24 protein-coding genes and 1 pseudogene are annotated in these 21,757 nt (G+C 45.6%); all 25 read right to left on the reverse strand.

The window, feature by feature from the left end; all coding sequences use genetic code 11:
• Nucleotides 1-1,048: glycerophosphodiester phosphodiesterase (locus B0181_RS10460; RefSeq protein ID WP_078277441.1), on the reverse strand; the 1,048-nt coding region annotated here is incomplete at its 3' end.
• Nucleotides 1,049-1,128: 80 nt separating this feature from the next.
• On the reverse strand, nucleotides 1,129-4,200 hold the full coding sequence (locus B0181_RS10465; protein ID WP_078277442.1) for a host specificity factor TipJ family phage tail protein: 3,072 nt from the start codon (nucleotides 4,198-4,200) through the stop codon (nucleotides 1,129-1,131).
• Complete coding sequence (locus B0181_RS10470) at nucleotides 4,181-4,513, reverse strand: hypothetical protein (RefSeq protein WP_078277443.1); 333 nt, start codon at nucleotides 4,511-4,513, stop codon at nucleotides 4,181-4,183. The genes B0181_RS10465 and B0181_RS10470 overlap by 20 nt, the downstream gene beginning before the upstream one ends.
• Entirely contained in the window at nucleotides 4,510-5,016 is a 507-nt protein-coding gene (locus B0181_RS10475; protein ID WP_078277444.1) for a DUF1833 family protein, read from the reverse strand. Before B0181_RS10475 ends, B0181_RS10470 begins: the two co-directional genes overlap by 4 nt.
• Nucleotides 5,016-5,495 carry a hypothetical protein gene (locus B0181_RS10480; protein WP_172462131.1) on the reverse strand — a complete coding sequence of 160 codons (480 nt, stop codon included), beginning with the start codon at nucleotides 5,493-5,495 and terminating at the stop codon, nucleotides 5,016-5,018. Before B0181_RS10480 ends, B0181_RS10475 begins: the two co-directional genes overlap by 1 nt.
• Nucleotides 5,492-10,162 (reverse strand): tape measure protein, encoded by a 4,671-nt coding sequence (locus tag B0181_RS10485; RefSeq protein ID WP_078277446.1) that lies wholly within the window; start codon nucleotides 10,160-10,162, stop codon nucleotides 5,492-5,494. Before B0181_RS10485 ends, B0181_RS10480 begins: the two co-directional genes overlap by 4 nt.
• Before the next feature lie 55 nt (nucleotides 10,163-10,217).
• Nucleotides 10,218-10,367 (reverse strand): hypothetical protein, encoded by a 150-nt coding sequence (locus tag B0181_RS12230; RefSeq protein WP_169835766.1) that lies wholly within the window; start codon nucleotides 10,365-10,367, stop codon nucleotides 10,218-10,220.
• Between the two features lie 68 nt (nucleotides 10,368-10,435).
• A complete protein-coding gene (locus B0181_RS12155; protein WP_158078967.1) occupies nucleotides 10,436-10,576 on the reverse strand; it encodes a hypothetical protein in 141 nt (46 codons plus the stop codon).
• Nucleotides 10,577-10,707: 131 nt separating this feature from the next.
• Nucleotides 10,708-11,190 (reverse strand): hypothetical protein, encoded by a 483-nt coding sequence (locus tag B0181_RS10495; RefSeq protein WP_078277448.1) that lies wholly within the window; start codon nucleotides 11,188-11,190, stop codon nucleotides 10,708-10,710.
• Nucleotides 11,191-11,199: 9 nt separating this feature from the next.
• A complete protein-coding gene (locus B0181_RS10500) occupies nucleotides 11,200-12,126 on the reverse strand; it encodes a phage tail tube protein (RefSeq protein WP_078277449.1) in 927 nt (308 codons plus the stop codon).
• A 20-nt stretch (nucleotides 12,127-12,146) separates the two neighbouring features.
• Complete coding sequence (locus tag B0181_RS10505) at nucleotides 12,147-12,572, reverse strand: hypothetical protein (protein WP_078277450.1); 426 nt, start codon at nucleotides 12,570-12,572, stop codon at nucleotides 12,147-12,149.
• 2 nt (nucleotides 12,573-12,574) lie between these two features.
• A complete protein-coding gene (locus B0181_RS10510) occupies nucleotides 12,575-12,949 on the reverse strand; it encodes a hypothetical protein (protein ID WP_078277451.1) in 375 nt (124 codons plus the stop codon).
• Complete coding sequence (locus B0181_RS10515; protein WP_078277452.1) at nucleotides 12,939-13,322, reverse strand: hypothetical protein; 384 nt, start codon at nucleotides 13,320-13,322, stop codon at nucleotides 12,939-12,941. The genes B0181_RS10510 and B0181_RS10515 overlap by 11 nt, the downstream gene beginning before the upstream one ends.
• The gene (locus B0181_RS10520; protein WP_078277453.1) at nucleotides 13,319-13,654 is read right to left on the reverse strand and encodes a DUF4054 domain-containing protein; all 336 of its coding nucleotides are present in this window, start codon (nucleotides 13,652-13,654) and stop codon (nucleotides 13,319-13,321) included. The genes B0181_RS10515 and B0181_RS10520 overlap by 4 nt, the downstream gene beginning before the upstream one ends.
• The gene (locus tag B0181_RS10525; RefSeq protein WP_078277454.1) at nucleotides 13,651-13,830 is read right to left on the reverse strand and encodes a hypothetical protein; all 180 of its coding nucleotides are present in this window, start codon (nucleotides 13,828-13,830) and stop codon (nucleotides 13,651-13,653) included. Before B0181_RS10525 ends, B0181_RS10520 begins: the two co-directional genes overlap by 4 nt.
• Nucleotide 13,831: 1 nt before the next feature.
• Nucleotides 13,832-14,758: a DUF2184 domain-containing protein gene (locus B0181_RS10530; protein ID WP_078277455.1), complete on the reverse strand. Its 927-nt coding sequence runs from the start codon at nucleotides 14,756-14,758 to the stop codon at nucleotides 13,832-13,834.
• An 11-nt stretch (nucleotides 14,759-14,769) separates the two neighbouring features.
• Complete coding sequence (locus B0181_RS10535) at nucleotides 14,770-15,192, reverse strand: structural cement protein Gp24 (RefSeq protein ID WP_078277456.1); 423 nt, start codon at nucleotides 15,190-15,192, stop codon at nucleotides 14,770-14,772.
• Entirely contained in the window at nucleotides 15,192-16,253 is a 1,062-nt protein-coding gene (locus B0181_RS10540; protein WP_078277457.1) for a DUF2213 domain-containing protein, read from the reverse strand. The genes B0181_RS10535 and B0181_RS10540 overlap by 1 nt, the downstream gene beginning before the upstream one ends.
• A 48-nt stretch (nucleotides 16,254-16,301) precedes the next feature.
• Nucleotides 16,302-16,625, reverse strand: a complete 324-nt coding sequence (locus B0181_RS10545) for a hypothetical protein (RefSeq protein ID WP_143821603.1) — start codon at nucleotides 16,623-16,625, stop codon at nucleotides 16,302-16,304.
• Entirely contained in the window at nucleotides 16,618-17,868 is a 1,251-nt protein-coding gene (locus B0181_RS10550) for a minor capsid protein (protein WP_158078968.1), read from the reverse strand. Before B0181_RS10550 ends, B0181_RS10545 begins: the two co-directional genes overlap by 8 nt.
• Complete coding sequence (locus B0181_RS10555) at nucleotides 17,849-19,108, reverse strand: anti-CBASS protein Acb1 family protein (RefSeq protein ID WP_078277460.1); 1,260 nt, start codon at nucleotides 19,106-19,108, stop codon at nucleotides 17,849-17,851. Before B0181_RS10555 ends, B0181_RS10550 begins: the two co-directional genes overlap by 20 nt.
• 9 nt (nucleotides 19,109-19,117) lie before the next feature.
• Entirely contained in the window at nucleotides 19,118-20,323 is a 1,206-nt protein-coding gene (locus tag B0181_RS10560) for a PBSX family phage terminase large subunit (RefSeq protein WP_165474545.1), read from the reverse strand.
• Nucleotides 20,316-20,789, reverse strand: coding sequence for a terminase small subunit (locus tag B0181_RS10565; RefSeq protein ID WP_078277462.1), 474 nt, complete (start codon nucleotides 20,787-20,789; stop codon nucleotides 20,316-20,318). Before B0181_RS10565 ends, B0181_RS10560 begins: the two co-directional genes overlap by 8 nt.
• A 284-nt stretch (nucleotides 20,790-21,073) precedes the next feature.
• Entirely contained in the window at nucleotides 21,074-21,259 is a 186-nt protein-coding gene (locus B0181_RS10570) for a hypothetical protein (protein WP_078277463.1), read from the reverse strand.
• A gap of 108 nt (nucleotides 21,260-21,367) precedes the next feature.
• Nucleotides 21,368-21,757, reverse strand: a pseudogene (locus tag B0181_RS12160) (hypothetical protein); the annotation flags it as partial.

The raw sequence follows: 21,757 nt of genomic DNA on the forward strand, positions 1-21,757 counted from the left end.
CGGGTTTTGAAAATAGCCAATAATTCCAAAGCAAAAAAGCATTGCCCATGTGTGATAGTTTTTGTAGCGTGTCGTGATTCGGCACGCCACCGCCCAGCAAGCCAATGCCGACATCGACATCTAAACTGCGTAAGTGCTCAAGATCTGACATTCTGAACGACTGAAATACACACTGTTCTTGCATATTGTATTTTTTCACAATATTGAGCATTAGGCTGATGTCGTTTATGCTGCGATATTCTTTGATTTCTGGATAAATTTTAACATTTTTCTTTTTAGCAAAATTAACAAAATCATCAAAAGTCGGAATATATTCAGTCGCATACATTGTGTTCTGCAGCCCAGTGAATCTTAATGTTCTTACTTCTATATGTGACTTATGCTTAATTTGTCCTGTGCCGCTTGTTAGCCGATCCACTTCTGTATCGTGATACAATACGCATACGCCGTCAGCCGTGACTTGTACATCGCATTCTAATGAATCTGCTCCGCTTCTGAGCGCAGAACTCATTGCAAGTATCGTATTCTGCGGCACTTGACGCACGAATCCGCGATGCGCAATTAGCTCCATGCCTGTGGTCTCATTCTTCGTCGCAGTGATGTTGTGCATTGTCGCAACACTCTGATTGAATTGCACATTTTGTGATCCAAAAAAATTATTGTACAAAATATTGTGATTCAGCTTGTATGTCCCATCTGGGATGTATACAAGTCGTCCGCTATTTTTAGCCGCGTTAAATGCGGCTGTATCGTCCGCACTGCCATCACCAACCGCGCCAAAATCTTTGACACTAATTATGTCTGAATTCTTTGCGGTTTGCGTTCGTGCGTTGCCTGACGCAGTTGTTAGTCCGACAATCGTGTTCGATGTTGCTCCCGTTCCCAAGATGTAATCATTAGATAATTTAAGCAGTTTTTTTAGTGATGGATAATGCTGCCCAAGTCGTGTATGTACATCTGTATGTTCATCGCCATTCACCGCTCTGGCAAGTGATTCAGCATCAAGGCTGGCGTTCTTGAGCTGCTGTATTGTGATTGGCTCTGTCATTTTTTTACCTCTCAATAAAAAAAGCCCTTGATATACAAGGGCTTGGTGGATGTTGACGACATCAATGTCGCCGACATAATTTAAAGACTGATTAAACCTTTTTTAAAATCACTGTCGTTTTGGTAATACTTGTCTGTATAATTGACACAAGTCAGCTTATGCGACAAGGGATTTTCGCCCGCACTTTTGCCACTGACGATATACGCATCACGGTCAGTCTCAGTATGTGCGACAATCTTATAAGTTGCACGCACTACAGCACTGGGCGATAGCGACAATGGCTGTGATGGCATACGAGACAGCACGACGCTGTACTTATCATCGCCCTGACTGATGGCGATATTATCGACAATACCCGCCGTGGTCTGCACAAACAGCGTGCCACTGCTGATACTACACGGCTCTGATAATCGTGCGATAATCTGACCCTTGACCGTTTCAAGGCTCTCAACCACGCCTTGCATGACATCGGCTTGTAACTGGCTTGCGACATCAATGCGATTGGTTGGGATGACAATGCCAGACTCATCAGCACCCGTAAACTCACACGATTTGTACGCAAACTGGTTTTTGTGGTGCGTTCGCATCAGGTGCATATGTGCCTGTACTTTGTTTCGCACGCCAAGCAAATCAAGCTTTTGGGGCTTTTGGGCGGACTTATTAGCAGGATAATCCATCGTAACCTTGGCATCATCGATAGGGTCGGTATAAGTGACCTGCACGCCATCATGGTCATTCCGTGCGCCAAAACTCTCAGAATATGAGTAGCTATCAGGCAAGATGTTATGACTGTTAAACTGCACCACCGCATAATCCTGCCGACGCTCGAAATGCAGATGGATTTGATTGTTTAACCTGTACGCTTGACAAAATCCTGCTTGAGCGACGGTCTGTATCATCTCTTCAGTTGTGACATCGGTATTATCAAATGTCCCGCTAAATTCGCTACATTTATCTGTACCGAAGTATGCTATCTGAGCGTTAATCTCATTGCTGATTTGTGCCATATTCAGCTCGTTTGGTTGCATCGCACCGTTTAGCGGGTCAGTTGCGATATTGTAGATAATATCGTCAATGCGATTAGATAGTATCAGGCTATCAGCATTGCGATAATCTCTAAGCTTACGCTGTACAAGCAATCTGAGCTTACGCTCTTTGAGCGATAACGCACCTTCGGTCGCAAGCGTCTTTGTGCTGACTAGCGTAACATTAGGCGGTGTATCGGCGGTAGTCATATGCCGTGCACCGAAGCAATCAGCGATACGCACTTCTTCGACCACTTGACCTTTGTCTGAGTGTACTTTGCCGCTTAAGCGTCTGATACGCCATCGCATACGCTTACCACGCCCAAAGTGTGGGTTGATAATCGCAAATGTACCAGCCGCAGTGCGTCGCACATCATCGTCATTGGTGCGTTGATTGCGGATGGGCGTGCTATAGTGGTCATGCTTGACCGAACCTAGCGTCAGGTGTGAATAATGTTGCGTACCTGTTATTGGTTGTCCGTTGTCATCGACAATCTCACTCTCAACAAGCATATCGACCGCTAACACCTCCCACTCATTGCCATGGCTGACATATAAGCCGTTAGGGGCTTTGACATTGACCAAGATTTGATCATGTTCGGTCAAATCGGTATAAAACCAACCTTGCCAAATCGGTTTTTCTTCGTTTGATAATACAACGCCCGCACCAACAGCAATATCCATGTTATCAATCAAAGCTTGCCAATCTTGTGCAACATAGTGCGGTGTACGCAAGGCAATATTGGTAATTTGTGGCTTGGCAGGTTGTGTTGGTGTCTCAGCTTGCGCAGGCTCAACAGTCATCGCATCAATCGTATAACTACCGCCAAGATTATAAGTCAGCATTGGCGGTAGTCCTGTTTCTTCAGGGGCTTGGCTATAGCCCGTGCCAACATCACCAATCTCAAGCTTGATGCGGTCAATGCGTGATAAGTTGCCGTTGCCGTTTGGCATTTGATAGACAAGCAAGTGCGTATTGATGCTGTTATCTTTCCACGTAAATGTCGTTTGATAGATGCCATCGGCGATTTTTTTTGCATTGTCTAGTTCGCCCAGCAGATGCACTGAGCTTGAGCCACTAGAATTAAAAACAGCCCATTTTGTGTGGTGCTGGTCAAGCTCACCCCATAGCGTGATTGTCACTTTTTGCCCTGCTGTAGGTGCTTTGGTTAGCTCGTATTGTCCTGTCAGATATACGCCTGTTTTAGTGCGGTCAGATAAGTATAGTAAGTTACGCCCCACATCACTATATGCTTGGCGGATATTGATGGATGGCAAAGCGGACGCACCTTCAACCATTAGCACATCGCCAACTTTAAATTGCGATAAATCACGATTGGCAATGCTGATAATGTTTGGTGGGCGGAACGATACGCCATCATTGAGTATCACATAGTTATTCGGCGGTGGTAGTACTTGACCATTGACCGCACCGTAACGCTTGACAAATAAGGCATTGTAAGTGGTCTCATCGCTTGACAGATGACTGCCAAATCTGACATCCGGTGCATCCAAAAATGACTTGTTCGGGTTAAAAACAGATGCCGCTGCCCCGTTGATAAAGCCAATCGGCGTAGTATCATCATACGCTTTTTTGACTTCATATTCGCCAACACCCAACGCCATGTACGCATACTCAACCTCTTGATGGTTGATATACACGCTATAAGTCGGTGCAATCAGGTCAGGATAAGCCCACACCTCACCAAAGATATCAGGTACACGACCGCCCAGACGCTGACGATTACCACGACTTGCCAAGGCATTATTTGGACTTGGCGGTTGGCTTGAGCCTCCGGCATTGGGGATTTCAGGCTTTGGCATCAGGTACGCAACCGCAACCGATACCGCAACTGATACCGCAATAACGGTTAATGTGACAGGGTCAGCAGGATAAGTCACGAGCCAAAACTCACCGTCAAGCGTATTGATACGCTCAATGTCTTGTGCAGCCTTTGGCGTGACATCGCACTCACTATCCCACGCTCCATAATATAAGCTAGTATTGAGCGGTAAGCCCTTAGGATAGACGCTTTGTACAAGCTTGTAGAGATTATCGCCACTGACTGTGACAATGCTCCCATGCTCAAAGGCGTTATTAATAATATTAAGTCGGATAAAACGCATAATACTTTATTGATCCGTGTTGTAGTTGGGCGATATGTGGCGGTATAGCTTGCTCACCGCTCTCGGTCAGATGGTGTATTAGCCCATCGTGATATACGCCTGCATGTACTGTCGCACCACGCATCACCGCAAAACAGGGCGATACAGGTGTATCAAGCGGTGTAAACTGGCTAAGCTTAGCAGGGTTAATCTTGCGATTATCCTTGTCTGTCATCAGCTCAGATACATACAAGTCCATGCCAATGCCTGTAATGGCTTGATACTTATCGACGGCATAATGCAGGCAGTTGTAATATTTGTCATCATAAATCACAAAAAGCCCCTTAGCGTTGGGTAGCTATCCAGCGTGTATTTGGTGCCTGTTGCCGTCGCATTGACTTCACGGGCTTTACACTTAAACACAGCCCCTTGCCCTTGTGGCTGATTGTCGGTAATCTCAAGCCCTAACACGCTATTAAGCGGTGTGGTTAGGTCACTGGATAGATACACACGATAATTGAGCGTTGGGCGTACATGGGCGTGCTTGCCATTGCGTAATCGCTGTATCTCAAACGGCATCACTTCGCCAACATCGCCAATACCCATGGTAAAAGCTTGCTCTAGGCTTTCGCCAGTTTTCGCCGCTTGAATGGTGATGGGTAGATAGTCATAGTCATAATAAGTGCCGTTTTCGTGACGCACTCGTACACCGTCGGTATGATTACGCACAAAACGATACGCACGGCTAAAGCTAGGGTGCGTAATCTCGATACACTCTAGGCGTACATCATCATGACGACCAACGAGCCAGTAGTACTTCTCAGCATCTGTAACCATCACAATCCCCTTGTAGCGTTTGGCAAGTCTTGGTTGACCAGTTTTTCAAGATGATTGAAGAAGATATCTTGTTCGCCTTGGCTCATCTCATAGGTAGCCAAAAAGCCCAAATCTTGGTCAATGTTATGGCGTGTAGATTTAGCAACTACATCAAATGAAACGTCATAAACTTGATAACCCACGTGCTGTACTGATACATCACTAACTATCCGACACTCATACCATGACGGCTCAATCTCATCAAATTGATGGTACATCATCACCGCTTGAGCACGATAGGCACGCAAAAAAGTCATGAGATACTGATATTGTGCCTTTGTGCATCGGTATGTAGGCGATACACGGTGCACCACACCAACACTTTGTAGGCGTTGGCGTGGCATACCATGTTCTACTTCGGTTGTGATGACATCATTACCAAGTTGTACGCCATAGCCATTGAGTTGTGGTCTTAGCTGTAATTTTGGCAAATCCATCATAATCTCCGTTGTAGTTGGTAGTTGTTTTTCAGCGAGCGGTTAAACTCGCTGTTGGGGTTATTGACGTGCTGGGGTAGTTGCTTGTTCAGCTCTTCACCGACGATCAGACGGATATCACCGTTGGCGTCGGTCTCGACTTTGGTCGGCTCACCGCTGTAGTTATGCACTGTGACATTGACCGCACGACCGCCACCACTCCCCATGCTGTCTAGCTTGGCATCAAGGGCTTTGGCCGTATGCCGTGGCAATACTCGTTCGCCTTTTTCAAGGTTCCAAGTGCCTGACTTGGGAACAGACATAATGCCATCGTGGGCTTGTCCGATTGGCATTTGTACAGCGCGAATATTGGCAACAATACCAGCCATATTTGACGCAATCGTCGCCATTGCACCAAGATTGGCAGGAAAAGGCAGCGACATACCACCATTGGCGATTGCGTTATTCATCGCTATGATGGCTTTGGCAATGGCAAACCCCTTTTCCATTGCAAACATCGCACGGTAGGCTTTAGAGTTTTCACCCACGATATTGCCCATGATGCTTGTCATATTGCCAGCCATCTCGCCCATTTGGTCTAGTACCATGTTATTTCTGGCACGTCCAGCCTGTTCATTGATGGCTTGCATCATGGTTTGGTGTTCTTGCCAGCTGATCACTTCGTTTTTAAGCGCTTCATCAATGATTTCTTTACGATTGCGCATTTGCACATCAATTTGATTAAGCTCGCTTGTCCCCATAATCTCATGCCACAGACCGCTTACTTGATTGCGTTTATCCTCTTGCAGTTTAAACACGCTTTGATTTTGATTGGCATTGACAGCTTCAATCATTTCAAGTTTTTGGGTGCTGGATAAATCCGTGCGGCTATTGATTTCATCACGTTTGCGCTCGTAGCTCAGCAGCAAGTTTTCAAGCTCACTGCGGCTGTCTTGAGTTAGGTTTTCAAGCTCGGCTTGATACGCACGGGCTACTTGTTCAAGCGCCATCATCTCTGCGTGATTGATTTTTTCAATGCTTGCAGTGCGTAGCTCTTGCGACATTTCAGCGGTAAGCATGACAGCGCGACGTTCAAGCTCAGCATTAGCGCGGATACGCTCTTCTTCGCTTTGCTGCCATTCTGTCGCTGCTTGCATTTTGCGGTCTTGCTCAAGCTCCCATAAACCCAGCTTGGTTTGATACTCCTCTTTGGCAAGGTCAAGATAGTGCTGGGTCATCTCGCCAAAGCCTGCATTAGTGATTGCTTCATGCTTGGCCAAGTACTCATCATCGAGCTTGGCGCGTTCTGAATAAAAGCTCTGCACAATGCCTAAGCGCACCGCAGCTTGTTCACGCTCTTTTCTGGCTTGTTCAATAGCAAGTTTTGCCTGCTCAGTCATAGCTTCGCCCAAATCTTGCATATTGCCACCATTAGGGAAAAAGTTTTTCATGTGCGCCTTAAACGCACCTGATTTTACGCTTTCACCTTTGGCAATGTAGCCATCTTTATTGGCGTCCCACACCTTATTCTGATTATAAGCCTTAGTACCCGCGCGATAGCCATAGCCTGTTACCGCATCGTAAACATCACCAATAGACGCACCAGCTTTTAGACCTTTTGCGCGGAAAAATTGCACCACATACTTCATCTGCTCCATATGAGATAAAGCGCCAAACTGGTCTCGTGTCATGCCATAGTACTTGTCATCTTTCTTGCCGTCTGCATCTTCCATAAACTGGATTAAGCCTGTGGCTGATGAGCCAGGATTTCTTGCATTGGTGCTAAACGTACCGCCAGTTTCAAAGCTGATAACACTGGCAAGATGGTTTGGGTCAATGCCAAGCTCATTTGCACCCCATAAAATGGCTTTTGCCACTTCGGCTTTGAGTAGGCTTTTTGAGCCACCCTTGCCACCCTTGCCATCTTTTTTGCCACCCTTGCCACCCTTGCCATCTTTTTTGCCGCCTTTGCCATCCTTGTCATTAGAACCACTGCCGACAGAGCCACCGCCACCTTGATTGTTTAGCTTGGCTTGTTGTTCTTTTTTGGTTTCGTTGATTTCAATAGCACCATCCATTTTATTGCGAAGAAAGTTGCCATTATAGTTGTTTACATATTGATTATTGATAATCTGACCTTTGGTTAAGCCAGCGGTAACATTGACCTCGCTAATAGTGTTAATTGGATCCCAGCCGAGCAATGCACGACCTGCGTTAATTGTGCCAATGACACCGTTCAGCTGTGAGATTGCACCATTGATAAGACCATTAAAAAACCCTTCAATGGTTTGAGCAATGTCCACAAACACATTTTTAACACGAGTGCCAAAGTTGACAAAGCCTGTAATGGCATAATCAGTAAAACCATAAACCGCACCAATCATGCGGTCAAGCACACTGGCAGCAACCTGCATTACGCCAACAAAGCCGCCTTTTGTGCCTGCAAACATCTCACCAAAATAACTGCTTGCCGAGCCGCAGGTGTCTTTTGAGCCGATACCAAAGCTGCTTAGAAAATCGCCAGCCGCACCCCATAAGCTATCAAAGCCTTTAATGCCCCAATCAACAAGCTGCCCTAATAGCTCTGCTGCGACACCAAAGGCATCCGATAGGCTTTCCATCGCCTTTTCTAGCCCCATAGTGCGAACAGCGATAGTAGCAATAATACCGCCAATCATCATCAAGGGGTGAGCCATGATGATTGCCCCAACAGACTTAAATGCACCGCCAAGCGTTGTGATACCACGCCCCAAAAGGGTTGCTGTACCAACCATTGCTCGCTTGGTGGCATTTGCTGTAACAAGGCGAGCGGTATAGGTAACGCTTGCCACACTGGCTGTTTTCATGGCAGAAGCGGTAGCCATTATCCCACGCACAGCTAATGTGCCAGCGGTTGCCATGGCTTGTTTTGCACCTGAAACCGTTGTTAGGCTTTTGGCATAAGCAATACCACTGCTGACTGCTGATGCGGTTGCCATACGCCAGCCATTGACCGTAGCGACGCTTGTGCTAATAGCAGTGGACAACACCGCCTTGGCGTTTGATAAGGTCAATGTGCTGCGTGTCCATGCCAATACGCCAGTGGTGGTTTTATGGGTCATTGCCCAAAATTCCAGCCCTGTCCATACTGCCGCACCTGTTACTGAGCTTAGGGCGGATGTTACTGAGCTTAGGGCGGATTTGGCGGCGGTTAGCTGCACGGTTGCAGCGGTTAAGGTTTTTTGACTGTAGGCATCGGCAATATTTTGAGCAGTACTGGTTGCTAAGGCACTAGCCTTACCCACCAATGCTCCTGTCAGGCTAGATACGCCCAATTTGGCGGCAAGCATACTGGCAGCGTATTGTCCGCCAAAGACAACTGCCGCCCCTGCACCGATGGTTACAATGGATTGTAGATTTGTACCAATGGCCAAAATCGCCTGCGAGATGGCACTGCTGATACCCGATGTGCCATTCATAAACTCGCCAACCATCATATCCCATTCGTTTTTTAGCACTTGGCGAGATTGGGCAATGGTAAATGGCATTTTGCCAAATTTTTCAGCGAGTTCATCGGTGGCATTAGCCACAGCGTCATACAGCACACTTGCCGTGATTTTGCCTTTGGACGCCATTTCTTTTAGCTCGCCAGTGGTTACTTTTAGATGGCTTGCTAGTAGCGACATGATTTCAGGGGCTTGCTCAGATACCGAGTTAAACTCATCACCACGCAATGCACCGCTTGCTAATGCTTGCCCCAGTTGAACAATGGCAGCTGCTTGACCTTCGGCACTACCACCACCCACTGCCATAGCACGGGTTAGGTTGCTGGTAAATTGAACAATTTCAACCTGTGATTTGCCAAGCTGGCTTAATGCTCGTGTATTTGCCGTGTATAGCTCACCCACCGCAGATAAAGCGGTGCCGTTGGCATTGGCAATCTCACGCACCGCTTGCATGGCGGCAGCGTGTTCTTCGCTGGATTTTGTTGCAACACGGATTTGGCTTGATAAGGTCTGCATGGCGTCAGATGTCGCCAGTACCGAGTGCAAGGCATTAAACGCCATAAAGCCTGCCATCGCAGATTTTAAGGTGCTGTAGGCTTTTTCTAGTACATGGGTCTCTTTGCTAGCCTTTTTGTTACTATCTGCCAGTGCCTCAGTAGCGCCTTTGACTTTAGGCAGTGTGCCTACAATGCCATCAAGTTCTTTTTTTGTCTTACTGACATCTTTGGCAAAGCCTGCAAAACCTGCCTGCTTTAATGATGAATTAAGTTTTTGTACTGCCGAGGCTGCCTTGTGGCTATTTTGTACAAATAATCCTAAACTTTGCGCTGCTTTGTCGATGGACTTTCCAAAACCATCAGCATACTTATTGCCATCTTTTAATGCCGTGCTAAGCGTTTTGGTTAAATTGCCTTTGCTGTGCTTGCCAAGTCGCTCCATGGCAGAAGACAACGCATTAACAGCGTTTTTGGTGCTGTTTAGATTTTTGCCATCAACCGCCTTTAATGACGCATGAAATGCCTTGGCTTTTTTGGTGGCATCACTAAGCATTTTTGGCAAATCTTTTGTCTTGTTTAAAGCACCCAATCCATCAGCTGCTGACTTTGCCGATTTACTAATGCCACCAAGCTCGGCTTTTAGACTTTTGATTTGTTGCTCGGCATTTTTTGTATCAATGACAATACTAAGCCGTGATACCTGTTCCATAATTCACCTGAAATTAAAAAACGCTTGATAAACCCATATTCTTTGCGCAAAACTCTTAATAGAAAAACCCAATAACACCAACCAACACCGATATTGATAAAATCAACCATGCGATGGCTTGTAATAATCCTGCACGGTCTGCGCCTTTTTCGCTCATCTTTCCTCCCACTTTTGTTTTTGTGGTAAATCTGATATAATTTTTCATAAGTTTTAACCTTTCTGCGTCAAGGGTTAAATCAAAAAACCCAGCCGTCCCCACGGTTGGGTTTTTGCTTATCTACGATTTTGTTCAAGCCACAGATTATCAAGTGCAAATATCACGCTGTCTATCACCGTACGGCTTAAATAAACAGGGTGTGCAAACAGCACATCGCTGATGTCTTTAACCGTCAATGGTAGTGCCACAGCACCCATACCGCCCACATAGCGCCTACTGCGAGCTGCTAGGTAAAAGATGTTTAACAGAGCATTGATAATATAATCTGTTGGCGGCTCATCAGGAACATCTAGCCCCAGATGAGCATAAACATCACGCCGAAAATCGCTTAGGTTTTGGTGTTCTTTTTCCCAGTTGTAGCGGTCGATGGCTTTTTTTTGATATTCTCAAGCTCTGCTGCACTATCTTGTGCCACCTTGGTAGCACACTCAATACACCATTCCACAAAAGCGAACGGGTCGCCCACTTGCTTTGATAGCAATAAGAAATTATCAGGTGTTGGCTCAACCTTATTGCCATCTTCATCACTCACATCAAAATCAACAAACAAGAACCGCCCAATGGCTTGTAGCGCCATTGTGTTTGGGTTGTTTTGCTCATCGTCAATATCATCAAAGAAAGCATCGTCATATTTTCTTTGCTCAAGTTTTTCACGCTCTAAAATGTGCTTAGCGTCCAACATGGCGGACGCTCGCATAAATTTGGGATTAAACAGCGATCGAAAAGTAATTTTAAATCCCAAAGCGTGGGTAAATTCGCCCACATTGTCAGTGTTTAATTCAGCAGTCTGCTTTTTTAGAATAAATGCCATGATTAGCTCCTATGCCAAAGTTCGTGTTAAAGTTGGTGCATCGCTTTTATCGTCTGCGATGACAGTGTAATTGACGTCTGCCGACAAAATATCAGTTGCACCGCCACTTGGTAAATCACCGCTGACTTGTGCTTTTGGGATATTTAGTACATAGCTTGAGCCATCGGGTGTGTTAATGGTCGCTTCAATTTGAACGGTTTCACCTGTCAAGGCTTTGTTTAAAATCTCTTGGGTTTTGGCACTATAAGCCAACGTCAGACTGCCGCTCATCTCTGCCATCATCTCAAGCAGCTTTGAGCCGTACAGTCCAGCACCTAGACAGGCTTGTTTTTCAATATTGTTGTTCAATTCAAATTTAAAGCCAGTAACACAGCCCACGCCCTGCATGGTTGAGCCATTGATTTTAATATCACCTACGGTTAGGCTAGACGCTTTTTGGGAAATGTCTGCGGTTTTTGTACCTGTGGCATAAGCAGCCGACCCTTGTTCATAACCTGCACCCATAAAGCCAAAGCTAACACCGATAAATCCTGTTTCTGGAATATCAATGCTAAGCGTATTAACACGCATTCCCTTAAATAGATGGTGCTGCGGCGGATTGGTATCGGTATAAGCCTTTTCAATGGCGAATGCTCGTACCTCATCACCGCCCAATCGTAGTACATTATTATCCCAAGTACTGTGTGCTGCCGCTTCTAACAGCGCATCATACGCCCCTTTGGCAAACTCTACCTCTACATCACCTTCGGCGGTTGCTGATGTTGGCATGCCTGCTGATTTTAGGCGACTGTCGTTGATGGTTTCGCTGTCTGTTAACTCCACCGAATGATTTAAGCTGTCAGACTTGCGTGGTAAAGTCTGCCAGCCTGATTGTGGCTTAATATTGACATCAGTTTGTGGTGCAATGGATAAAACTACCTTATTGCCTCTACTCATTTTAAAAACTCCTCAAAAAACTAATTATGTTCGTCGTATTCAAATGGCACATACACGGTGCTGATAAAATGGGTTTGAGCCCTGCCTGTAAAATGGGTTTGAGCCCTGCCTGCATCTACGGTATGGCTTGCACCACACCACAAATCGTCGGCTTGATAAAAGTCAAACCACGCTTCTAAAGCATCGGTCAGCTCACTAATGCCTGCTGTACCTTGCCCTAAATGCCCATACACATCAATAACAATCGTGCCATATCGCCTTGTGCAGGGATTTTGATTGATGCTAACCACTTTACGAGACACAAACTCTACTCGAATGGCCGCCCAAAACCCTTGACCATGGGCTGCAATTTCTTTGGTGTTGGCATAATATTTACGAGCATTATCCAAGCCATCAAATGCCAAAAACCGTGTCTCAACAAGCTGTCTGACTGTATTTTTACTCATAATTACCGCCGATACATTGCCGAAATCGCCACAAATACAGGGTGATAGACCCCGTTTGGTGATTGGCTACTTCGTCCCAATTCCAAATATTTACCATAATGTGTGGTGTTGGTGATATAGATGGTTGCAGGGCTAGATAGGCTGTTAATCGTATTTAGTCCCTGTGCCATGGCAGCTGACCTACCCAATCGCTTATGCACATCAAAGCCATCATCAGCTTGGTTAATGCTGACATTGGTATTGCTGACAAAACGGCTGGTGTCCACTGGGGATTTTTGTACAATCGCTGTCAGCATATCTGTGCCAATATTCTTTACTCTTTGGGTAACATCTGCTGCCACCACATCAGCAAATAGTACTGGGTCTTTATCCCACATCAAGCCCCCTAAGTGCGATGGTATAGACAGTTTCGGCATTATCCGTTTTAACGGATAAAACTTTAAATGCCTTTAGCTTACCAAGCAGTGTTGCGTGAATGACATCATCAATCTTTGGTGTATCGCTAATTTCCTTTACCAAGCAAATCAGCTTAACATCGTTAATATCCATGCCATCCATCAACTCATCTTGGGTAAAACTGCCAAAACTCCCACGCCCTTGGTAAGTGGTTTTGGTGCTATCATAACCACCCGTAACAGGATTGTAATCGCCTGTTGCCGTCACTGCCTCACCAATAAAATCTTTGATGGCGTCTTTTAAAACACCATCAAAGGCTTTGGCAATATTTTGGTTAATCAATGCCTTTATCATACGACGCACACTCCTACACCCCTTGGCTTACTCTGCACCATCGCCCAAAACAGCTTGCCATATTGGCTTTGGGCGAACCAATCAGCCAGCCCATCACCACTGGTATTTTGGTAAAACTCTACCTCCAGCACATCGGCTTTGGTGCGTTTTACCTGTGGTTCAGGGACAGTGTCTTGAGTGCTGAGCAAATGTGCCGCCAAAAGCATGACTGCAAGTGGCTTTTGGGCGGTGCTGATTTGATAAGAGGTAATCAGAAGGCTTGCGTCATCAAGCGCCATTTGCACCCCTGCATGGTCGGCAAACTCTGGATAACGCTGGATAAATGTGTTCATTCTGACCCTTGTTTTTTAGGCTTGGTGTCGCTAAGTTTTAGCAGTCCCACCTCAAGCCAAGCCCTTAGTACATGATGCTCTTTATCAAAAGCATCAACTTCAAGGCTTTGCCCAGAAAAAATGGTCTCACCTGTTGGCAAGACCAGTGTTTTTTGTGATTGATTGATAACTTTCATCTTACACCCCGTCCATATAGCGAATGGCGTTTGGCTGGCGAATGTCTGTACCACCCAAGCGGAACATACTGCCCACACTAAAGTTCATCAAGCCTGTACGATGCACTGGTAAGAAGGTCTGTGCCATTGGAATGTGCAGTTTTAGCACAGATGGGTCTTTGGTGTAAGCGATTGCACGGGTTAGACTGCCTGCACCTGCTGTTTTTAAATGCCCAATAGCACGAATATCCAGTGGTTTACCAGTCTGTGCTGTGTAGGCATTGTAATTTTTCACATACTCAAGCAGCGTCAAGCCTGTGTTATTTGCCAATGGGCGAGATGCCAAGATTTCAAATGCTTTTGGCGGCAATAGCAATGTGTCCGCCATCAAAGTGTAATGCGTATCTTCGGCAGTGGCACTTAGCATGGCGTTAATATCTGACAAAACCTCCTCTTGGGTGGCTGTTTGCCATGATTTGGTAGCCGATAGTGTTGTCACACCATCATGGGTTACTAAGCCCTGCAAGCCCTTTGTTTTATCGCCCACCATTGCCACACGCTCCACAAAGCGTTCATAAGCGCGACGAGCCACAACGGCTTTTTCAGCGGTAAGATTGCGACCAAATGCCATTGCCTGTTGCACTTCGGCATAGCCATAAGTATAGCCCACACCTGCCTCATGAATTGGCTTTTGTGATGCGCCAAATTTCAATTCAACCGTCTGCATATCATCAGCATTGGCGTTAATCCACCCTGCCTCGCCAAGTTCTTCCGAGGTTAGGCTTGTGATGGTCTGTGTCCAAGCAGGTGCTGACTGATCGACTGGGATAAGTTTGTGATAGACGATTTCAGGGAATTTGGTCTCATAAGCTGTTTTTTCCACATGCGTTTTTTGTGAAGCAACAAAATTAAGCATGGAATTTAGCTGGTTGTCATTAAATTGTGGCATATATTGCACTCCTAATTGATGCGCACTTGAGCAAGCGAGCCTGCTTTTGCACTGGTTTCATATCGGGCATTGGCAAACTTCGCCCCTGCTTTGTTAAATTTACCCGTCGCCAAATCAACGGCGACATCATCACCTGCGGCCACATCTTCGGTAACAGACACCCAAATCACACCACGAATGAGCACACGAGCATCTTCATGCTGTGAAAACTGGTTATCTACTCGTGATGACAAATCTAAGGCGGTGATACCCACAAATTTAGTATCACCAGCTTTTACCATGCGAATGCCCTTGTCATTTTCGCCTTGTGCCACCGCCAAGCCAAAAGCAATGCCATTGTCACTTTCAACAGTGCGACTGATGACATCTTTATTTTCTGTTGTGGCAATAGAGCCTGCCACGCCCACATCAGGCTGTTGTTTAAAAAAAGTCATTATTTACCCTCCCATGCACGGCTTAGCTCATCCACATAAGCCTGATAGCCATTATCTTGTACCGCAGTAGGTTTGTTATCTTTCATTGCCTCGGCAAATGGGTCATTTTCAAGCAGTAAGTCAAAGCGAGCGTCAATATACGCCTCGGTCTTGCCTGTCATATCACCCACTTTGGCGGTAACCACCATGCGCTTGATTTCTTGTTCTGATTTGCCTGTATAGTCAGCATCATGCAAGGCTTTGGCTTTTGCCAAAATATCAGCACGAGCCGCCACCAGCTTATCCAAATCAGCATCAGACAACTTTTGTTTTTTCAGTTCATCAATTTTGGCGTCCTTTTTGGCAAGCTCGGCATCTTTGGTGGCGATGGCTTGACTGTGTGCCTGCTCCATATCTACCACTTTTTGTTCTGCTGCCTGCTTTTCGGTTTGTAGCTTATTGATAGCCACTGCCCCAGCCTCGGTTGTCTCAACGGTCAATCCGTCCACGATTACAGTTTTCAAAAGATTTACTCCTTTTGGTTGTTTGTCGCCCCATAGCTTATCGCCAATGCGGCAGCTTTCACCCGCCCTGCCCTTATCAACAATGGCAAGATGGTTAATTTTAATGTTGGTTTGTTTGGCATGATAAGGTTGTCCATCAGCGGTTTGTCCATCACCCCAGACAATATCTGCGGTGTAACCCATACTGATTTCACGCTTGCCATTTTCCACTGCACGGATAAGCTCGCTGTCCATCAGTGTGATTGGTACTTTGATACGCTCGCCATCACGCAGCACACCTTCGCCGATAGTACCTTTGGCATATTTCGCCCAGTTGTCAGCATTCACCATCTCTGGTGGGTGATTGTCGGTAACGGGTTTGCCCACAAAACTTGCTAGGCTTGCCACATCAAACACTTCGCTTTCGTCTCGATAGACGCTAATCATGCCATCACCACGACCCATCTCTGTGCCGTGGTAATGCTGAATGCCCGTACGAGCGCAAGCCACTTCGGCAACCAAATAACCATCAGCGGTCTTTCGTGTACCAAGCAAGGTAACAGTATCGGTAAATTGCATTATTCACTCCAATAAAAAACCACCCTGTGCGGGTGGCTGTTTTTTTGATTAAGGGGTATAGCGTGGGTCTTTTGTAAAGGCTTTAATAAATTCCTGCCGATAGCGGTTTAAATCCGCATTGCGGTCACAAGCCTGCAAGGTAAGCCGATAAATTAAGTTAAATATCTCTTTGTTGTAATGCCTAACAGAGATAAACCCAACAATCAACTCACCATATTCTACACTATCCAAGAAATCATCATCGCTCATATACTCACTTAATGGTACGATAACCTCATCAAAGTAAGTTGTGAGATAATGCGCCAAGTATATGTAATTTTCACCTTGTCCAATGTATAAATTACCTTTGCCTGATGCCATTTCTTTACTCAATAAATAAAATTTGCTTTTGCTGTTTGACTGGTAATGATAGCACATGTTGAATTAACATGGTACGGTTTTCATCAGTCAGATAACGCAAATCCAGTGGTACAATATCTGCTTTTCTCAAATGGCTTTGAATATCGTCTTTTTTGTCAGCCCAAGTGGTATCATTATGCGCAAAAAATTGATTGAGCTTCTCAATCTTTTTCTTGGGGTAGCCGTGCATGGTAAACATAAAATCAATGCGTTTACCCGTCTGTTCCACCAGATAATCAAAGCCAGCTTTGGCGTTGCCATTCACAAATTCAGGTTTGGGACGAATAAGTCGCACCCCAAAAAATGCCTGATATTGGGCCGCTGCCATCGCTTCATGCAGTTTGGGCTTGTTGTCCAACAAATCTATCAGTAGGCGCTGCACCTCGCTGTCATTATCGTCAAGCTGAATGTCTTTAAAACTCACCTGCTCAAACGCTGGCACAACCGCCACAGCACGACAGCGGCAGCGAATGGGCTTACCCGGTGGCAAGCCTTGTTCTGCGTCAGTGGGTTTGCCCCATTCATAAATCCTGCCATGCAGCTGCCTGTGAAGCTGTCGCACCCTGCCATCGGCGGTGCTTTCCCAGCGATAATACCTTACCCCAGCTTGACGCTGTCGGTACTCATTCAAATCAGCGGTGATTTTTATCGTCTGGTCTGTGGCGATTAAAGTAGCTCGTTTATCTTGTTTGCCTAAGATATGCGCAATGTCCGCTTTTAGGTCATCGGCACTGCGCTTTGACATCTTAGCATTGATGACGGCTTGCTTAATTTGGTTTTGGGTGTCATCAGATAAGTTTTTGATGAGTGAAACATTGCGAGACACCATATCATCAAGTACAGCCTCATCAACACGCACCAAGGCAGACACATCAAGATTGGTGGCAGTTTTGATGGATTGGACAAATTTATCATTATGCCAACTCATCTCACCACGCACAAAGTCTTTTGCCCAGTTGATGACTTCGGCGGTGGCAATGGCAGCACCCACACCCACCATCGCCATCATCTCATCACCGCTGATTTCCTCACCACTGGCAACATACGCCGCATAAGCAGGCAATACACCATCTGCCACCGCATTACCAATCCGCCGAACCAATCCGCCCAATTTTCGCTGATAAATGCGCTCACTGGACAGACGATTGGCGATAAATGGCAGTCGCACAGTTTTTGATAGCTTACCAAGCAGTTCTTTAAGATTGTAAGTCATCATCAAGCTCATCCACCACATCGCCCAAATTTGGCAACACATCCGTATTTACCAGCTGGTTAATCAATGCCAAGCGAACTTCTTGTGGCTCAAACATACCACCTGATACCAAAGTATTGCCCATCTCGGCAAATGCTTTACCAGTGTTGGCAATCTCACCTGCGTTTTGTTGCTCAAGTGGCGACCACAGATAGCTGATATTATCAGGATAATGCCCGATGGCTGAACGCACCAAGCATTCATCAAACACTCTAAGCGCAGGGGTCAACTCAAGCGTTTGCATGACCCGAATATCGTCATAGTAATTGGTGATTAAATCCTCACCATCGCCAAAGCCTTTGTTTGCCTGACCCAAAAACTTACTGGCTGGAATGCCCTGCGATGCACCCACATACACAATAAAACGGTCTAAAATATCTGATAAACCACCAAAATTTGCCGAAGTGCGAATAAAATCCTCTTCGCTATCCATCACCAAATCGCCTGTAATGCCCTTTGAGGCACTGGCAAGCGTTAAGCGTTTCATAACCGTGTTTTCTTCGTCCACATCGCCTAATCTGTGGAACAAATCAGGGATTTTAAACACATTGATGGTGGCTTCAAAAATCAAATTGGCGATATTGTGAGCGGTGCTGTCGGCATGACGAGCCCAATTATATGCCGATTGAATAACGCTACTACCCCAACCGCTTGTATTAGCGACACGCATTTCACCTTTTAGCAAAATAAAGCGCGATGGGTGAATTTTTACCTTTTGTGTGCCATTCACCACTTCATAATAAGCGTATGAGCCATAAAATTCACTGGTAACATCGTTGTCAAACTCAGTGGCGGTCAGTGCGTTTTTATCCATCACGGTCAAATAACGCACCCCACCTGTGCCAATGCGGCTTGGGTCAAGCGGTTTGGATAAATCTTTATCATTGGTGCCAATGTAAATTGCCGCACCGCCCAGCACTCGTGCCAGCTTTTGAGCTTGTAGCAGTTTTTGTTGAATGCCAAGCCGTGCCTCTTCACGCTCAATGGCGTTTAAATTTTCATTGTCCGTTTGCCACATTCGCCAGTTTTTGATGGCATCTTTGGCAGGAATATCCACCAGTCGCCTTGCCACCCAGCTGTTATGATAGGCATTGATAAGCTCGCTGTCGGATAAAATCACAGCACTATAACTGGTGCTTGCCAGCTTATCACGCTGTTTGTTACCCATATTGCTGACCAGGCTTGTTAAGCTGTCGTTAATCATCTTTGCACCTTATACATTCAAATAGCTAAACTTGCCACGCCCAATAATCGGCTCGATGGCGTAACGCAGTGCGTCAGCAAAGTGGTTGTCTTTATCCGCTGGCACGACGGTTGGCTCGTCAAATTTGTCTTTTTTATATGAATACGCCACAAGCTCAGCATAGCAATCCATCGCTTGTGAATGCACGATGATGGCTTTGTAAGATTGCAGATGTGCAATGCCATCCTCCACTGAGCCCTTCCACTTACGGCAGGCTTTGATGAGTTTTACGCCATCTTTTTTGACCTTAGCGATGGTTTCAGGTCTGGCATTGTCCGCTCGTGATGTGTAGCGTGTGATGTTTGGCACATGACGAATGAGCCAATCTGCCGTATCATCAAGCTGTAGCTGCACTTTGGATTTGGCGTTGTAGATGTACAGCGTATCGTCTTTTTCGTAGCATTCAATCACCGCTGTTGGGTCTTGGCTAAAGCCCCAGTCAATGCCAATCAAAGGGTCGCCAAAACTACCATCAAGCTCAAAATCCTGCTGTCTGAGTTTATGGCCCAAAATACTTGCGTCTGATAATTTTAAAAATTCACCTTCCCAAATCCACGCATAACGCCCACTGTCGCCACGCAAATCACGCAGTCGCTGATTTTCAAGCGATGATGGAAACCAAGGATTGTCTTGATAGCCAATTTTAATCACCAAGGTGCGTTCATCGGCTTTGGTGACAAACTCTTGGTAAGTTGGGTCGTCTTCAAAGCGTGGGTTAAACACCACATAAATGCGCGTCTGCTTATAGCGTGGTGTAGGTCTAAGATAGTCCCAGCTTTCTTGCGAGACATTTTCGGCTTCATCAACCAAAACGCAGCGCAATTTATTGATGGATTTGATGTTGGTGATGTTGTGCTTTAATCCTGCAAAAATAAACTTTGCCCCTGTGCGGCGATTTTTGATTTCGGTTTTTAAAATATCAAAATCTGCCGTTAGGTTTTTGTCGGTGATAAAACTCACCAACGCCCCATAAATACTGTCATTGATGGACTTTTGAATTTCACGGCAACACAAAATCACGCCATCATCGATGTAGCTTTCTAATACCCCAAGTGCCACCAAGGCTTGCGATTTTGCCCCACCACGACCGCCATATAAAGTGATGGCGTCATGCAGATTGGTGGATAGATTATCAAATACTGGGGTTAGAATTTGTGGGAAAGTAACATCAACCATTCGGACTGACAGGCTGCAAGCTAAATACAGGCGGTGTGTTGCCATCACCTTGTGTATCATCGCAGGCTTTGCGTTTTTCAATTTCTAGGCTTTTTAGCTCAGCTTCCAACTCTTTTAGGCGAATATCAGCGCGGCTGCTTTTATCAAGCCCCAATATCTTAGCCTTGGCGTTAATCGCACTAATCATGGCATTGGGATTGGCGTTCATCTTGGCAATTTCATAGGCTTCTTGCAAATTAGCCACCATTTCATCAACGGTGGCATCGTGGCGGTCTTGGTGATGTTGGCGAAGTTCGTCTAATCTCGCCGTAATCTCACCCTTCTGCAATAATTCATAAGCCTTGTTGTTAATCGTTTCAGACTTCATATTCTCGCAATCATAGCTGTCACGATACGCCTGTGTGGCATTGCCTGTCTCAATGTATCGCTGGCAGAATTTTTCTTGTTTTGGCGTTAATTCCGCCATAACGCCTCCTTATTATCGCCCTTGCACTGCTCGGACAAGTTCTGCTAAATTATCGGCTGCATAAGCCATGGTAACCATAACAATCGCTACCATCAGCCAATAAGTCCATATTCTTAAAGTCTTATTTGTCGCAATCAGTTTCATAGCTTTATCCAGTCGCATTTTTATGTTAAAATTCACTTATGTTTTATCCTTGTGCGATAAGGGTAAAAATAAAAAATCCTAAGTATTGGCGTACTTAGGATTTTTGTTTTTCAATAAAAAAGCCCGCAAAATGCAGGCTTTTAGTGTATTGCCACTTGTTTGATTGCCATAATTTGGCGTATCATCTCGCTAATGTGGCTTTTGGTGCTGGTGTCTTGACAAGACAGCCAGTGCTCTACATCAGCGTCTAGCAGTCGCTCACGGCGTAGGCGATTTAGATGCTCTACCTGTGTGGCTCGCTTGGTTTTTGAAAAGTCATATTCCATAGGCTATTGTTAAAAAGCCCACCTGCTACGGTGAGCTTTTTTTGCAAAATTATTGGCATAATGCAACATTACATTATGGGAACATAATACTATCTTTGTTCGGTTTTGTCAAAGACGCTTCATCTCATGCTGTCTGTTAATGAAGTTTTTGGCTTCTTGTAGCAGTCGTGGATTGTGAGACTTTATGCGCTGTTCACTAAAGCCATCATAAATCAAACCTCTGCTGGCTCTGATACGACGCAGTTGTGCGTCTGCGGCACTTAATATATTTTGTAGCTTGTTCAGCTCATTGCTGATACGCTCATGCTCTAAGATACCAATCAATCGCCATAGGGCGTTATGCTCATTTTGAGTGTCTAGCGTCAAGCTATGCACATACTCAATCGCTGCATTAAGTTGGCTTGGTGTCAGCTCATCAATATGCTTTACACCAAAACGCTGATGTACCATACTATATGCCACATCATAGCCGATACGCTTAGCACCTACCAAAGCACT

It is taken from the genome of Moraxella caviae (assembly GCF_002014985.1).
In the GTDB taxonomy this organism is placed as follows: Bacteria; Pseudomonadota; Gammaproteobacteria; order Pseudomonadales; family Moraxellaceae; genus Moraxella; species Moraxella caviae.